Raw genomic sequence first — 13023 nt, forward strand, 5'->3', positions numbered from 1 at the left:
TGCTCCCAAGCTTTCATTGTTTTTGGCTCCCAAGCTCACTTAGCCGCCCGTGCAGAGCTTGGGGCCTGCACGGGTCTGACTGAATGCTGAGTCAGGTCAGGAATCTCGTCAACTACAATTCGATGGCGTCAACTCGTTTGCCGACATAATCGGAAAATATTTCGGGCTTGCGAACTGACGGAATTCTCCTATCGTCCGCGCTCTGCGAAGCAATAATCGCAGCCCTTGGGGGGATGCAATGAAAAGCACTCTTGTCCGTGAAAGCGATGAAGAAGCGCTGCGACTGATCTCGGCGTTTCGACAAATTCACGAGCCGGAAAGGCGCCGCAAGCTTCTGGATCTTGCGGAGCGCATGGCCCGTCGCAGCATCAAGCCTGTCGGCGCCTATCCCCTCGTCTCGCAAGACAACGAGATGTAGCCCTAGACCGTATCTCGACGGCTTCGCAACTCATCGACAGCGGCCATTGCGGCAGTGACCATACCGCCAAACGTCCGCTCACCGTCTTCGACGCGCGCGCAGATGCGCTTTGCGACGAAGCTTCGGCACTCGTGATTGTCCAACTCCTTCGGAAGAGCTTCGCAGGCCTTCACCAATGCCAACTCCATCTCTCTGATCGCGCGCGCGCCATACGCATCGGCCAGAAAGATCGGTTCGTCCTGCCGGTTCAGTGTCTCCATGATGTGAGCTACGGGCATTGCCTACCTCATACAAGCGTTTCGTTACGTGATTCACTCGCCTGAAACGGGTCACGGTGTCTGCCAGAAAGCCGACATATGCCAATAAAAGAATGACAGCGGCTATTAGAAGTCCTGCAAGCATGGCGCTTCTCGTTTCTGGCAGCGCTGAAATCGAGAGTTGGCGCCCTCGTTCCCAATGACGCATCGCAAAAATGAGATGCGGTATACGACTTCCTCGCTCATGCTGCGGGTCTCACTCACATTGCGAGACATCATCATGCTTGAACGCATCAGCTTTCAGCTTGCGAATAACCGTGGGCGTTACACTCACTTCGTCGAGGCTGGCGGGGCCGTCGCCAGCCTTTATCCCTTGGAAGCTCTGCACGAGGCCCGTGTGGGCATCGTCTGCGAGAAGGAGTTTCCCGATGAGGCGCAGTATGACGCCATCGACGAACTGGCCAGCCTTGCAGCAGGTGTGAATCCGAAGGTGATCGTCGCGTTCGACGAATGCACCTCGCCCTTTCCCGCCCGCTTCCCGGCCGACCATCCCTTCAATGCTCTGCTTGCGGAGCCACACGCATAGAAAAAGCCGCCCTGGTTGGGGCGGCTTTTGCTTAGGGTCGTTCACGCGTGCATTTGCCAAGGGGAATTCCCAAATCCTGGGCTCGCCCCTTGATGATCCTGATGGGCCGTTTCAGTTTCGCGGTCATCAAGGTCAGGCTCTTCCCCGCCTCGGCCATCGACCGAAGCAGGCGGTCTTCTTCCGCCGTCCACTGGGGAAAGCGGGTGATCGTTGTAGGCATGACAATGTGTCTCTAAGGCCAATGAGACGGGGCCATGGGCGCTGCAAGAGCGTCGTTTCGGGATGATGCTAAGATGAGGCTGAAACCCTGATTTTCAAGGTTTGCAGCGCTTTTCTTCCCACACGCTATGAGAGTCGGCCGCAACCGCAGATTCGTGGAAACCGCGATTCCCGTGACTCACCTTGCCGGATTCAAGGGAGGGGGAAATGTTTCATTGTTCCGTTCACCTCGGCATGGGCAAGACGCGCCTGCTCTCAAGCAATCAATGGGATGTGCTGCGCAGGGAAGTCGCCGCCATCCTCAAGAAGAAGCCTGCCGCTAAATGGGGCGCCCTTCGAGACGATGACGGCTTTTACGTCGGGCGCTTCCGCCGGGACATCCGCACCTATCCGAAAGCCAGACCGGACAAGTACCTGCCCGAGGACGACATGCTCAAGCAGCTGATGAAGTAGCGAAGGCATCAAGGGGAAGGCCAGTCTCGGCCATCTCCTTTTTCAGCCAGGTTGGCTCTGCACCTCGCCCCGCCCAAGTCTTGGCGGGGTCTTTCTTTGAGCGATACTTGGCCGCCACTGTGGGCGGCTTCTTCGCCTCGCCCGGCTTGAAACCAAGCGATTTGATTTCTGCCTCCAGCTCCTGCCGACGTGCTTCCTTCGCGGCATTGTAAGCGGCAAGAATGTCCGGGAAGACTTCGTGCTGTTGAGGCAGCGAGAGGTGTTTGAACTCGTTCACAAGCCTATGCATGGGCTCCTCCTTGAAGGCGACCATAGGCTTTGCGAGCCGCCGTTCAACGAGGATAGCAGGGCTTTACGGGGCGCTACGGCGGTCAATGTAACGTCTGCATCATAATGAGTTCAGCCAGAACAATGCGGCGAAACTGCTCAGTCGTTTGCTTGCCTTCGTGAGCTTCCATCAGCTCTTCCAGACGCTGCATTGCAACCTCCTGCTCTTCCACGCTGAGTGCGGAGAATAGCTGGGAGATTTCTTGGGCGATGACACTCAAGGGCTTCTGTTTGTGACTCATGCCGCCTCCTTAAGGTGTTCGACCGCTAATCAGCAATTGACGACTTTGTTCTTGGCAGGATTCAACGGCTGTGAGAGATTCCGCATTGCCGAACCTTTTCCGGGTACGACATTGGGGTGCCTGCCGCTTTCCTAGACAGCTAGTTGGCCGCGCCCCATAAATTTTTCCGATTTTGTTTGACGAGCTTTTATTCCTAGCGCATGATTCAGCGGTCTAGGAAAGAAACTCATATGCAAAACAAACCTTATTTGAACGCTGTCACCCAGGATTTTCTGGACGACTTTCTCACAACCTACTTTGTCGAGCTAATCGGCACAGAGACCGACGAGCCAGAAGACGTCGAGGCTGCCTGCACTTGGAACGGTCACAGCGTCGGTTACAGCACCGCCCGCATCAACCGCATAGCCTTTGAGGCTGAAGGTTTCAAACTCCATCATCCGAACGGCGCGGTTATCAGTGGCCTTTTCAGCAAGCCGGTGAAGGCTCTTGAAGTGGTTCAGGACGCCTACGGCTCAGAGCTGGAGAATGACGAATACGTCCGTGAACTCCGCACCGCCATCGTTGCGAAATGCGGTCGTATCAGCGGCTTGGCCTACTGCGGTTTAATCTAAGAGAAAGCGAGGGAATTGGAAAACACCACAGCCTGTCTATTGGCACAAGAAATTGGATTGGCGTTAGCCGCGACCCAGAGCGAAGGGTTGCGCGACAAATTTGCAATGGCCGCCCTGACCGGATGCCTAGCCTACAGTCACGTCAACCCGATGACTGGCAACTTTCACGAAAACAGCAATCCTGAAAGCGTCGCGCTTGCTTGCTACGAATATGCCGACGCCATGCTTACGGCTCGGACCGCCAAAGCGGAGGGCCGATAGCATGACTACCGCAATTCATCTCCTAATGATGCCCCATGTTGGCTACCGAGCAGACAGCTACGACCCTGTCTATTCCCACAGTGTCAGTGGGCGCGTTTTACACATCGTTGGATGCGACCAACGCGAATATGAAGTCAGCCTCGACGACGTGGCGTTCTGGGAGTTCGTTGAAGGTCCTGCCGTCAACAGTATGGAGTATTTTCATACTTGGTTGGACAAGGTCTCGCAGATTCCTGAGGTGCGTGCGGTCCTCGCTAAAGCGGAGGGCCAGCATCATGCCTAAGCTCATCATCGCCGCCTCCCTCTTCTGCCTCGTCGCCGTAAGTATCTGGGCAGGTATCACCGATCACCGGCAAGACCCGGATACGACGGAGATACTGTCATAAAGAAAGCAAGGCGGCCTAGCAGCTATGGCGGAGGTTTGGGAATGCGCTCAACCGTCTCTGCGCCCGATGAACCAATGCGCAGCTTCTCGGTCATTCCGCATGTGCCACAGTGAAAAACCCTAATCTCTTCACCGCGGCGGGGCACTTTGTCGTAACCGACAAATGTTCTACGTGCTCCGCAATCTGGGCACGTCACCGGACTTTGCATTCCCACCTCGCTCGTCGATAAAACGACTGGCTGAGGTCAGACTATCAAAGACGGCGGGAGTGCCAAGACGATTCAATCGTCGGTTTTATCGAGCCACAGCGGAAGGCCATCCGGCGCCTTATCGTCGGGCGTAGTTCGCTCAACGGACGCCTGCCTTTTGCGTTGGTCCTTGCGCTGCCATTCGTCGAGTTGCTTGCGGGTGAACGTGGGCTTGTCGTCGGTCATGCGCTCTCCTTCCCGCGTAGGAAGGACAAACGACGTCTCTGTTCCGGTTACTGAAAGCCCGTCCGCCTTCGGCGAACCTCCCCACGCCCTCACCGCCCCTGGGGCTTTAAGGCCGCTTGGAGACACTGCGCTTCATCGAGGGTGTTGAGTTCTGGACGGGTGCCTGCGCCATCCAGTGACCTTTATTGAGGCTGGAGACTCGGACTAAGCTGGCATAGGTTGCGGTGGACTCGTCACCTCCCCGCTTCGGCGGGGCTTTTTTTTGCGCCGGTAGGAACAGAGGCGCAATGGTCTCATTGAGCAGGCGAGCGGCCTTGTCCTCCGCTCGTGTGGTGACCCCTCTCCGTCGTCCCTTTGGGCTTGGGACGACGGAGTCCTACCCGTCTAGCTTCTTGGGGAAACCGAGCGTCTCGCGTACATCCAGGATGGCCATTCGCAAGAGCGCGGAGGTCGTTTCAACTCCGGCCTCTACGGCCAGGATCTGGAGGTCGCAAAGGCCGTCCTCTAGCGCCAAAAGCTTATCCCGCCTCTCCGCGTCCTCATCGCCCATACCAGACTCCGATTTTCACCGGATTACGTTCACGAGCCTTACCAGTTTCACATCCGTAGCATTTTGCCGCAAATCCTCGCTATGCGGGAACGCCGCATCTCGCCTTCGATTGGTTTGGTGGGCGGCGTCGCTTCCGCCCCGGAAGCCCTGTCTGTCCGCAATTCCCCCCGGGCGGCGGGGTTTCTGTTGAAACCATTCCGGATATCTATCGTCTCTTTGTGGAGCGGTCCCCAACCCGCTCGTCCCCAGACCGGTTGAAAGCCCCGTCCCCCTCCGGCGGGGCTTTCGCTTCTTCGAGGGCGTCCTCGCACTTAAAACACCTGAAGGTCTTGGTCTGGGGATCGATTGAAAGAGTGCGGCGGCACCGGCCGCACTGGGGAAGTCCTCGAAGCATTCGCGCTTACTCATCGCCTTGTAGGGCGACAAGCTACGTGGCACTGCCGTGGAAGTTTCGGGGGCCAGTAGAGGTTTTGAGCCGCCGTTCTGCGAACCTTGCCACCGCCGCCGCCCGCCGCTTCTACGGCGTTCTCAGATGCTGCGGAGGCAAGACACGGGCTGGGCAATTGGAAGGGCTTAAAATCGCTCCTTCCGGGCTTTGAGTGGTGCCGACTGAGGGGCTCGAACCCCCGACCCCCTGATTACAAATCAGGTGCTCTACCAACTGAGCTAAGTCGGCTCACCAATTGCTGGCCAATAGACCAGAATTCCAAAGCGTTTACAACGCCTTAGCTCTCTGAGCAGTGGTTTACAAAACCGCTGCTCTACCGCTGAGCTAAGCCGGCTGCAGGATCAAGGGGTTAAAGCCGCAGCGCGTTCCGTCTGGGAACGTCGCTGGCTGGCCGATCCTGTGTTGCGCCGTCCATTAACAGAGTTGTCCGCGCAGGGCTACTGGTCGGCGCAGCCGTTCTCGATTGTCCACGGCGGTCTCGCGACCGCCGCGCAGGCCTAGAGCCGGCCGCAGAGCAGCAGCACATTGACTGCGCAGGCGGCCAGAAGGGCCACGGCAAGCGCCGTCTGAACCCCGTTGCACCAGATATGGTCGATCATTCTCATTGCCTGAGAACCATCGGGCGATTCTAGGCAAGGAGTCTCGCAGCTTATTTTTGCAAGGATTCAGGACTCGTTTACTTTCGATTCCGCCCCCGCCCCGCCAGCTCCGGGCAAGCAAAAAGGCCGGAGAAACGCCGGCCTTTCCGCAGAACCAGAAGGTTCGAACGCTCCGTTGCTCAGTAACGGGCGATCTGAGGACCACCCCAGCCGAAGCGATAGTTCAGGCCGGCCTTGATGGTGTGCTCGTCATTGTTGAAGCTCGTCACGCCGGCCGGGAAGGCCGTCGAGGTAAGCGTGGTGTTGCCGAAGTTATAGTACTGATACTCGATCTTGCCCGACCAGCTCGGGGTGAACATGTATTCGAGACCGCCACCGACGGTGTAACCGCTCTTGCTGTTGCCATCGACGCCCACGGGCGTTGCACCCAGAACCGGCGTCGTCACGACCAGATCATTATTGCCGCGCCAGGCGTAACCGCCCTTGGCGTAGAGCATGGTCGGGCCCCAAGTGTAGCCGAGGCGGCCGGTGACCGAGCCGAGTTCGCTGTTGTTGCCGACAACGGTGGTGCCGTTCGAGTACAGGAAGCCGGTATTGTTGCTGCCCATCCAGCTGTAATTGGCCTCGATGCCGAGCACCCAGTTGGTGGCGAACTGATAGTCGAAGCCTCCCTGCACGCCGCCCATGAAGCGGCCGCTGTCGCCGATGATGCTGTTGCTGTCGCCGAACGAACCGCCGACGTGACCGCCGATGTAGAAACCAGTCCAGTTATACACTACTGCAGGCGCGGTGTAGGCCGGTGCCTTGGTATAGGTGCGGGCCGGCAGATCGGCGGCGAAGGCCGAGGTGGATGCGGCAGCAACGGCGACGATGGCCGATGCGCTCAGCAGAAACTTTTTCATTTGAAATCCCCTGTGTTGCGTTGTGACGGTCAGAAAACAACGTGGCGGGAGTTTGGTTGCTTCGCGACGTTCCCTGCCATGTTGAACATTCTTGAGTGCGACAAATCAGCCACACCCGCCCCTGTTCACCTTTGACAACGGCAAGACGGTTTCGGTTCACCGCTCGCGGCAAATTGAGGTGAGGCGTGCCGCAACATTGCCGGAAGAAGTGGCGCCATTCCCGCGCGAAACGGCGCGTTTGCTTGCGGCATCCCGGCGGCAGACTTGCGTTCAATTCAAAGCGACGACGCCGGCATTGATGGTGCTCGCATAGAGCACCCAACCGAGATACGGAACCAGCAGTGCAGCCGCCAAGCGGTCAATTCTTACCGTCGACACGATGGTGGCGGCGATGAACACCGCCATCAGGATGATGATCGCAAGTCCAGTCCGCAGTCCGTGCCAGCCGAAAAACACCGGCGACCAGATCGCATTCAGCGCGAGCTGAACCGCGAAGAAGATGATCGCACGCCGTCGTGAATCCGACGGCGCGACGCGATCCCAGAGGCGCCAGAACGCGATCGCCATCATCACATAGAGCGTCGTCCAGGCGATCGGGAAAACGGAGGGTGGTGGCGTCCAGGACGGCTTCGCAAGACCGGCATACCAGCCGGGAATTTCCGGCCGCGTAAAGATCGAACCGACGATACCGATGCCCAAGCAGACGACGAGGCAGGCGAGTAGCCGCAAGATCGAACGGAAGTTCATGGCACCATCACGGTTGCAGGGTTTCTCCCGACCAACGCTTCAGCGCGTCATCTTTTCCATTTCGGGAAACGGCTGGTAATTCGCGCCTGCGCAAACTTCGGCGCTGTTATCGACCACGCGTTCCAGACGGCCATCGACGAAGGCAACACCACGCTCCTGCACGGGGGTATAGCGGCCGTTGAAATCCTTTGCCGCGTAACGCACGCAAGCGATGTAGCGCATGTTGCCGCCGACCGATCGCTGCACCGGCTCGGCCAGAACAGCACCGCGCACGCCGACGGGATCGTTGAGATAGGTGCGCATGAAAGCGAGCAGATCAGTGCGGTAAGCGGTCGGGAACGGCTGCGCGCCGCTGGCGCTTTCGACGAAGCTGACATTGCCGCTCGGACCGGCGCAGGCGCCCAGTCCCAGCGCAACCAACGCCGCCGCTGCGCGCTTCAATTTCTGCAAGTTCACGTTCATTCCCGCCTGCCCGTCCGAATTCAGGCGAGTCCTAGACGGTTCGGGCGCGGAAGGGAGTTCGCAACTCGTTGACGAGGGGACCATCAACGGGTCCACCCCGCCAGTCCCGGGGACGCGGGACCGGCGAGGCGACCGTCAAACTCCGTGGCCGCGGCTGGGCAATGGGTCGCCACGACCACGGAGCTCCTCAACCGTGTTTGTGCACGGTTTTGGCTGTGATGCCGGAATGCTTGAAGCTCCTGTGGTGTCCGAACTTCTTGTGGAAGTTGAAATGCGGATGCGCATGCGGGCGCACATGATGGCGATGATGCGTGACATGGCCGTGATGCATCTGCGCCTTCGCGTCGAAGGCATGGGAATGATGCGTGCGGCTGCCATGACCAAAGCCGCCTGCGAAGGCCGGCGCGGCCAGCATGGAAACGGCGATCAGCGCGGCGGACACTGTTTTCAACATGGTCTTCTCCTGTCGGTCTCGATCAAGAAAGTGACCGGTCGGGATGGCCGGGCTTGTCGATCATGCCGCAAGATTTAGCCGGCGCGCGCTGAACCCATGCTGACGCGCATATGCAGCCTCCGTTCATCTCGGTGACATCTTCGTCATGCGGACGGGATCAAAGCACCGCTGCACAGTGCGGGAATAGACAATCGATCACGGTGTTCATTGCGTGTTCACAACCGCTGGCTTCCGTGCCAGACTGATCCCGCTGCAAACAGGAGCGCCGCATGACCAAGTCCTTAATCCGGCTGACGACACTTGCTCTGCTTTCAACTGTGATCGCCGCCTCGCCTTCCGCTCTCACCACCGCCTACGCTGCCGGCAGCGACACGCCGTCCTCGCCGCCGCCTTCCGATCAGAAGAAGGGAAGCAAGGACAAGAAGCACAACGAGACGAAGCCGGATGATCGCGCCTTCCTCGATGGTTATCGCGCTGCCTACGCCACGATCTATGACAAGCACGACTACACTTCCGCCATCACGCAGCTGAAGGCGCTGAAGCAGGATGATCGTGCCGATGTCGCCAATCTGATCGGCTACTCCTATCGCAAGCTCGGCGACTACAAGGTTTCGCAGGCCTATTACGAGCGCGCGCTCAAGGCCGACCCGAACCACGCCCGCACCTGGCAGTATTACGGGCTGTGGCAGGTCGAACAGGGCAATCGCGATCAGGCGCAGTATCACCTGAACAAGCTCGCCTCCCTCACCGGCACGAATTCCGCCGAATACAAATCGCTCGCGGACGCGCTTGCGCAGACGCCGGGCACCGGCCTCACCTACTGATCCCGTTCGCGGATCGGTTCAAAGCCGGCGGGGCCCAGCGGGCTGCGCCGGCTTTCTGCTGTCATCGACAAGCCGGCCGCTAACCATCCGCCACCTGCCCTCTCGACAGACTGCCTCGAACTGCCGTTAACTGCGGCTCGACAATCTCCGGCCCGGTCGATACAGACCGCGGCACGAATTGAGCCCAAGTTCGAGCCCGAGGCCCGCGATTTCTGCCATGACCACGCCCAAGCGCCTCGACCGGATCGCCTTCGTTGCCAGCAACAGCGTGGAAGCGCAGACGGCCTATGAACAGCTGACGCAGATCTACGGCAATGACGATCCTCACAAGGCCGACGTCATCGTCGCCCTGGGCGGCGATGGCCTGATGCTGAAGACGCTGCACGACCACATGCGCACGGGCAAGCCGATCTACGGCATGCATCGCGGCACGGTCGGCTTCCTGATGAACGAGTATTCGACCGTCAACCTGCATGATCGCCTGGCCGCGGCGCGCGAAACGCTGATCAATCCGCTGCTGATGCGCGCCACCGACGTGCATGGCAATGTGCACATCCATCACGCCATCAACGAGGTCTCGCTGTTTCGGCAGACCCATCAGGCCGCTCGGCTGCGCATCCTGATCGACGAGCAGGAGCGCATGGCCGAGCTGATCGCCGATGGCATCCTCATCGCGACACCCGCCGGCTCCACAGCCTATAACCTCTCGGCACAGGGCCCGATCCTGCCGATCAATGCCGCCCTGCTCGCACTGACGCCGATCAGCGCCTTCCGCCCCCGCCGCTGGCGCGGCGCGCTGTTGCCGAACAAGGCCTTCGTCGTCATCGAGGTGCTCGAAGGCGACAAGCGACCGGTGGCCGCAGTCGCCGACCACGACGAGGCACGCGACGTCCGGCGGGTCGAGGTGATCTCGGACCGGACCATCTCGATGAGGATGCTGTTCGACCCCGGCCACAGCCTGGAAGAGCGCATCATCAGCGAGCAGTTCAGCTACTGAAATACCGGCAGGCCTGCGCCTCAACCCTTCGTTAACCCCCACTCCCCTATGGTTAACGCAAGGTAACCGCCGGTCCGAGCCGCACCATGTACCGCATCGACTTCAACAAGCTTCGCTTCCTGATCTGCGACGACAATCCGCATATGCGGCGCATCCTGCGCACGCTGCTGCATTCGTTCGGCGCGCGTGAAGTCTATGAGTCCGAGGACGGCGCCACCGCGCTGGAAATGTACAGCCACTATGTCCCCGATATCGTGATCGCCGACTGGGCGATGCCGATCTTCGACGGACTCGAACTGACGCAGATGATCCGGCAGCCGGATTCCAAGGGCAATCCCTATGCGCCGATCATCATGCTCACGGCCCATTCGGAAAAACGCCGCGTCACCATGGCCCGCGATGCCGGTGTCACCGAATTTCTCGCCAAGCCGATTTCCGCAAAAGCCCTTTACCAGCGCATCATGAGCGTGGTTGCTCATCCCCGCCCTTTCATCAAGACGCGAAACTTCTTCGGTCCCGACCGGCGCCGTAACACCACCGTGGCCTATATCGGCCCCGAACGGCGCAATGGCGGCGAAGCGGAAATCCTGCAGCAGCCCTCGCTGCTCGATAAAGCCCGCGTCAGCAGCTAGTTTTTGGAGAATTGCCGATGATCAGGGACAAGCAGCATGCGGCGATGATCCAGACCTTCGCGGACCATCACGTCATCACGCCGCACAACACGCTGAAGCACGCGATCCGCCCGACCGGAAATCGCGACCTCGACGATCCCGTGGCGCGTGCCGAGCAGGCGCTTGCCGACCTCTCCGGTGAATTCAAGACCTGGATGCGCGCCGAATGCGACCGGCTGTCTGCCGCTCATGCCGCTGTCATCGCCAAGGGCTTTACCACCGTGACCCGCGGCGAACTGTTCCGCGCGGCGCATGACATCAAGGGCGATGCACCCACATTCGGTTTTCCCGCGGCGGGTGCTGCCGCCGACAGCCTGTGCCGGATCATCGAACACGCCCCGGATCTGGATGCCGTGCCGGCGGATCTCATTCAGCATCATATCGACGCCGTGCAGGCGATCGTGCGCGAGCACAACACCATCGAAAAGGCGGGTGTGGCCGAAGAGCTGTCCAGCCGCCTGAGGGCCGTTGCGGATGACTATCTGAAGGCGGCGAACAAGGATCGGCCGGAGCATCTCGATGCGCTGGCAGCGCCGAGCATTGCGCCGTAGCCATAGGATGGGTTGAGCACAGGCGCGACAGCGCGGGAGCGAAAACCCATCAACGGAGTCTGCCGCATCGTTCAGCCGATGGGTTTTCGCTTCGCTCAACCCATCCTACGATTTCGCGCTAAGCCGCGATCGCCTCGTATTCATCCTCGTCGGCATACATGCCCTGCTCCGCCAGCTCGTCGCAGAACAGGCGCGCTTCCTCGCGCGCGGATTCGGTGGCGAAACGGCGCAGCAGGATCAGCAACGGCTCGGAGGCCACCGGGTCGGTCTCGCAGGTGGTGAGCACGCGCTCGACCATGCGACGGCGGAGGCGCACGGCGCCGCCCACGGAGCCGACAAAGCCGATCTCGTTGCGCGCCGCCAGTGCAGCACGGAAGGCCGGGAACGCTGCTTGCGGAAGGCCAGCGCGCGTCAGCAGCGCGTTGACGCTGTTGTCGGCGCCGTCTTCGACCAGCGCCGCCACGCGGCTCTCGGGCAGGCCCGACAGCATCACCAGCGCCTGATCGAACAGATCGTGATTGCCGGACAGCAGCGCACGCAGGATGAGGCCGGCGGTGAGCTGGCCAGCCTCGCTCAGGTGATGCACGAGATCACGCATCTCCTCGCCGCGCGAACGCGACGCAATGTTGACGGTGGAACGCGCCATGGCCTCACCCGCGACGCGCTCGGCGCGGTCCTGCGACAGCCAGTTACGGGCGACGACAAAGCGCGTCAGCGTATCCGACAGTTTGGCGACGAGCGCATGGCGGGTCTTTGCCGGCAAGCCATCGAGGGCAAACATCGCTTCGCGGATTGCGGCGAGATGACCGTGACGCTCGACAATGCGATCCCACGAGAATGGCGCCAGTTCGGCATAGGGGTTTTCGATCAGCTCGAGCGCGGCGGCCGCAGAGCCCACTTCGGCAATCGCCGCGCAGACCGATGATGGCAGAGTGATGCGGCGGGCGACCGCGCATTGCAGGTCGCTGTTGCCTGTGGCGACGATATCGACCAGATCAGCATCGATCAGCAGTGGCGAATGTTCGAGCACCGGCATGGCGACGCTCGCCTGATCGACGGCAAGTGCCTGCACGATGGCCGGCGGCGCCGCGGGCGCACGGGCGAAGACTTCCGCCATGGCCTGCCGCACAAGCGGGGACGCATCATCGAGCAACATCAGCAGCGCGCCTTCGGCGGCCGCACGATCGTCATCGGAAAGATCTGAAAAAATGAAGGCCCGCGCCAGGGAGCGCGTCGCTTCTGCACGTTCGCTCGGAGGAGCGGTACGAACCCAACTAATAAATTGCCGAACGATCATGTTACTGCCGGCCTACGCAACACGACACCGGAACGCGATGCCACGGTCAGGGAAAATAAACCATGGCACTTAACAAAGGGTTCACCATAACTGGCTGGTGTTGTTGAGGTTTTGTTAAGGGAACAGAGGTGACGCGAAGTCCAAACCTGTAGGGTGAGCAAAGGCGCGGAGCGTCGTGCCCACCTTCAAGTGCGCGGCTGGTGAAGGTGGGCACGCTACGCTTTGCCCACCCTACAACTCGCGCTTAACTGCTGAAGGTCCCGAACCGGTCGCTGAACAGATCCAGCGGCCTCGGCGTGCCGACATCCGGCGTCTTCGGCAGCGCATT

At 60.2% G+C, this 13023-nt stretch carries 20 protein-coding genes and 1 tRNA gene; 10 read left to right on the forward strand and 11 right to left on the reverse strand.

All coding sequences use genetic code 11. The annotated features are described in order from the left end of the window. Positions 1 to 238 precede the first annotated feature (238 nt). Entirely contained in the window at positions 239 to 418 is a 180-nt protein-coding gene (locus ACIQ17_RS23465) for a hypothetical protein (protein WP_398471601.1), read from the forward strand. A gap of 2 nt (positions 419 to 420) precedes the next feature. On the opposite strand, the gene ACIQ17_RS23470 is transcribed toward ACIQ17_RS23465, so the two are convergent. Then, positions 421 to 696: a hypothetical protein gene (locus tag ACIQ17_RS23470; protein ID WP_398471602.1), complete on the reverse strand. Its 276-nt coding sequence runs from the start codon at positions 694 to 696 to the stop codon at positions 421 to 423. 259 nt (positions 697 to 955) lie between these two features. Here ACIQ17_RS23470 and ACIQ17_RS23475 point away from each other — a divergent pair, with 259 nt between their 5' ends. After that, the gene (locus tag ACIQ17_RS23475; RefSeq protein WP_398471603.1) at positions 956 to 1261 is read left to right on the forward strand and encodes a hypothetical protein; all 306 of its coding nucleotides are present in this window, start codon (positions 956 to 958) and stop codon (positions 1259 to 1261) included. A gap of 426 nt (positions 1262 to 1687) precedes the next feature. Beyond that, positions 1688 to 1933, forward strand: a complete 246-nt coding sequence (locus tag ACIQ17_RS23480) for a hypothetical protein (protein ID WP_398471604.1) — start codon at positions 1688 to 1690, stop codon at positions 1931 to 1933. Here the strand turns inward: ACIQ17_RS23480 and ACIQ17_RS23485 are convergent. Next, a complete protein-coding gene (locus tag ACIQ17_RS23485; protein WP_398471606.1) occupies positions 1914 to 2222 on the reverse strand; it encodes an H-NS family nucleoid-associated regulatory protein in 309 nt (102 codons plus the stop codon). The genes ACIQ17_RS23480 and ACIQ17_RS23485 overlap by 20 nt on opposite strands. An 82-nt stretch (positions 2223 to 2304) precedes the next feature. Then, complete coding sequence (locus tag ACIQ17_RS23490) at positions 2305 to 2502, reverse strand: hypothetical protein (protein WP_398471607.1); 198 nt, start codon at positions 2500 to 2502, stop codon at positions 2305 to 2307. Between the two features lie 230 nt (positions 2503 to 2732). Here ACIQ17_RS23490 and ACIQ17_RS23495 point away from each other — a divergent pair, with 230 nt between their 5' ends. Genes ACIQ17_RS23495 through ACIQ17_RS23505 form a run of 3 tightly spaced genes read left to right on the forward strand, consistent with a single transcriptional unit; the run spans position 2733 to position 3657 of the window. Further along, entirely contained in the window at positions 2733 to 3113 is a 381-nt protein-coding gene (locus ACIQ17_RS23495; RefSeq protein ID WP_398471608.1) for a hypothetical protein, read from the forward strand. 15 nt (positions 3114 to 3128) lie between these two features. Next, a complete protein-coding gene (locus tag ACIQ17_RS23500; protein ID WP_398471610.1) occupies positions 3129 to 3374 on the forward strand; it encodes a hypothetical protein in 246 nt (81 codons plus the stop codon). 1 nt (position 3375) lies between these two features. Beyond that, the gene (locus ACIQ17_RS23505) at positions 3376 to 3657 is read left to right on the forward strand and encodes a hypothetical protein (RefSeq protein WP_398471611.1); all 282 of its coding nucleotides are present in this window, start codon (positions 3376 to 3378) and stop codon (positions 3655 to 3657) included. A gap of 383 nt (positions 3658 to 4040) precedes the next feature. Here the strand turns inward: ACIQ17_RS23505 and ACIQ17_RS23510 are convergent, their stop codons facing one another. The 7 genes from ACIQ17_RS23510 to ACIQ17_RS23540 form a co-directional block, all read right to left on the reverse strand. After that, positions 4041 to 4193, reverse strand: coding sequence for a hypothetical protein (locus tag ACIQ17_RS23510; protein ID WP_398471612.1), 153 nt, complete (start codon positions 4191 to 4193; stop codon positions 4041 to 4043). Between the two features lie 376 nt (positions 4194 to 4569). Beyond that, positions 4570 to 4743 carry a hypothetical protein gene (locus tag ACIQ17_RS23515; protein ID WP_398471613.1) on the reverse strand — a complete coding sequence of 58 codons (174 nt, stop codon included), beginning with the start codon at positions 4741 to 4743 and terminating at the stop codon, positions 4570 to 4572. 600 nt (positions 4744 to 5343) lie between these two features. Continuing rightward, a tRNA-Thr gene (locus ACIQ17_RS23520) sits at positions 5344 to 5419 on the reverse strand. Between the two features lie 550 nt (positions 5420 to 5969). Beyond that, complete coding sequence (locus ACIQ17_RS23525; protein WP_398471614.1) at positions 5970 to 6692, reverse strand: outer membrane protein; 723 nt, start codon at positions 6690 to 6692, stop codon at positions 5970 to 5972. Positions 6693 to 6962: 270 nt separating this feature from the next. Further along, complete coding sequence (locus ACIQ17_RS23530) at positions 6963 to 7439, reverse strand: TspO/MBR family protein (protein WP_398471616.1); 477 nt, start codon at positions 7437 to 7439, stop codon at positions 6963 to 6965. A gap of 39 nt (positions 7440 to 7478) precedes the next feature. Then, positions 7479 to 7901 carry a hypothetical protein gene (locus ACIQ17_RS23535; protein WP_398471618.1) on the reverse strand — a complete coding sequence of 141 codons (423 nt, stop codon included), beginning with the start codon at positions 7899 to 7901 and terminating at the stop codon, positions 7479 to 7481. 187 nt (positions 7902 to 8088) lie between these two features. Then, positions 8089 to 8355 (reverse strand): hypothetical protein, encoded by a 267-nt coding sequence (locus tag ACIQ17_RS23540; RefSeq protein ID WP_398471619.1) that lies wholly within the window; start codon positions 8353 to 8355, stop codon positions 8089 to 8091. Positions 8356 to 8624: 269 nt separating this feature from the next. Between ACIQ17_RS23540 and ACIQ17_RS23545 the strand changes: the two genes are divergently transcribed. From ACIQ17_RS23545 to ACIQ17_RS23560, 4 genes are all read left to right on the forward strand, one after another. Continuing rightward, positions 8625 to 9179, forward strand: a complete 555-nt coding sequence (locus ACIQ17_RS23545; RefSeq protein ID WP_398471620.1) for a tetratricopeptide repeat protein — start codon at positions 8625 to 8627, stop codon at positions 9177 to 9179. 217 nt (positions 9180 to 9396) lie between these two features. Next, on the forward strand, positions 9397 to 10176 hold the full coding sequence (locus tag ACIQ17_RS23550; RefSeq protein WP_398471621.1) for an NAD kinase: 780 nt from the start codon (positions 9397 to 9399) through the stop codon (positions 10174 to 10176). A gap of 86 nt (positions 10177 to 10262) precedes the next feature. Next, positions 10263 to 10808 (forward strand): response regulator, encoded by a 546-nt coding sequence (locus ACIQ17_RS23555; RefSeq protein WP_398471623.1) that lies wholly within the window; start codon positions 10263 to 10265, stop codon positions 10806 to 10808. Positions 10809 to 10825: 17 nt separating this feature from the next. After that, complete coding sequence (locus tag ACIQ17_RS23560; protein ID WP_398471624.1) at positions 10826 to 11398, forward strand: Hpt domain-containing protein; 573 nt, start codon at positions 10826 to 10828, stop codon at positions 11396 to 11398. Positions 11399 to 11516: 118 nt separating this feature from the next. Here the strand turns inward: ACIQ17_RS23560 and ACIQ17_RS23565 are convergent, their stop codons facing one another. Next, positions 11517 to 12695 carry a DUF2336 domain-containing protein gene (locus tag ACIQ17_RS23565; RefSeq protein ID WP_398471625.1) on the reverse strand — a complete coding sequence of 393 codons (1179 nt, stop codon included), beginning with the start codon at positions 12693 to 12695 and terminating at the stop codon, positions 11517 to 11519. Between the last annotated feature and the right edge of the window lie 328 nt (positions 12696 to 13023).

The organism is Tardiphaga sp., assembly GCF_044340795.1.
Lineage (GTDB): Bacteria > Pseudomonadota > Alphaproteobacteria > Rhizobiales > Xanthobacteraceae > Tardiphaga.